Source organism: Ferroplasma sp. Type II (assembly GCF_000496155.1).
In genome coordinates this window covers 2,112-3,304 of sequence record NZ_KI542785.1, presented here as the reverse complement: position 1 = coordinate 3,304, position 1,193 = coordinate 2,112, and the positions used below count along the sequence as shown (strand labels likewise).

Annotated in this window: 1 protein-coding gene, 1 tRNA gene and 1 pseudogene; all 3 read left to right on the top strand. The window is 44.9% G+C overall.

Features of this window, described 5'->3' with window-relative positions; all coding sequences use genetic code 11:
- Positions 1–62: 62 nt before the first annotated feature.
- Entirely contained in the window at positions 63–437 is a 375-nt protein-coding gene (locus AMDU4_RS11255; RefSeq protein ID WP_021788093.1) for a hypothetical protein, read from the top strand.
- A tRNA-Ala gene (locus tag AMDU4_RS11250) sits at positions 437–508 on the top strand. Before AMDU4_RS11255 ends, AMDU4_RS11250 begins: the two co-directional genes overlap by 1 nt.
- 55 nt (positions 509–563) lie before the next feature.
- A pseudogene (locus tag AMDU4_RS11245) lies at positions 564–1,193 on the top strand (site-specific integrase); the annotation flags it as partial.

The following is a 1,193-nucleotide window of genomic DNA, read 5'->3' as shown; positions in this document are numbered from 1 at the left end:
AATGAGGGTTTTGAATCGATGACGATTCCCTTGATGCAATATATGAAATTTCAGACGGGGATATGAGAAAGGCCATAAATATCCTGCAGGCCGTAAAATTATCTGGCAAAATTACTGCAACAACAATCTATGAAATATCCGGGGAAATTAACAGGGACGAGTATAAGAATCTTATTAATATGGCCATAGAGGGCAATTTCAACGATGCCAGGAACTATCTTGACAAGATGCTCATAGAATATGGTTTATCAGGAATAGATATAATAAAAGGTATGCACTCATCCATAAGAAGCGAGCAGATTGCATATAAGCAGAAGCTTGAAATCATAATGGCACTGGCCGAGGCTGAGTTCAGGATAGTTGAAGGGGGCACAGACAATATACAGATGGATGCACTTCTGGCCAAATTGTCATATATCGGCAGTGAGATCAACTAGGGCCGGTAGATCAGCGGTAGATCGCTTGCTTCGCAAGCAAGAGGGCTCGGGTTCAAATCCCGACCGGTCCATTTAATCTATTAATCGAATACTTTTTATTGCGCCACTCGTTATCCTCTAATGACCATGCAGCCGAAGTATAGGGAATTCCTTCTGGACGAGGATGTACGAAGATGGTTTGAGAACCTAAAGGCGAAATCCGTATTGACGGCAACCGTGGCATTGAGAAATCTGGGCCATTACTGTGAGCTCACTGAAACAACGCCAAGTGAAATCCTGAGCAAAGCCAGAGCCAGTGAGAAGGATTTTAGGTACGAATTCACAGACTTTGTTAGGAAACTTGAGAAGGAGGGCAAGGCAGGATCATACATTGCGAGATTCAAGAAGGTCATTCTCTCATGGCTGAAGTTTAACGATATCCGTTTGCAGTTAACCGTTAACATAGCAGGGGAAAACGAAACACCAACAATCGTTAACGAGAGGGTGCCAAGCAAGGAAGAACTCGCCAGGATTCTCAGGAAAGCCACTTCAAGAGGCAGGGTTGCCATAGCAATCATGGCATTCTCCGGGCTACGGCCGGAATCTCTTGGCGATTATGAGGGCACTGATGGCCTCAGGCTTGGTGACCTAAAGGAGCTGAAACTGTCAGATGAAATCCAGTTTGACAAAATACCAGCAACGGTGATGGTTAAGAGCAAGCTGAGCAAGGCGAGGCACCAGTATTTCAGCTTCATTGGAGAGGAAGGCACGACATAC

Coding starts and splice junctions, on each gene's coding strand:
- AMDU4_RS11255 (WP_021788093.1), top strand. CDS start 63: ATGAGAAAGGCCATAAATATCCTGCAGGCCGTAAAATTATCTGGCAAA.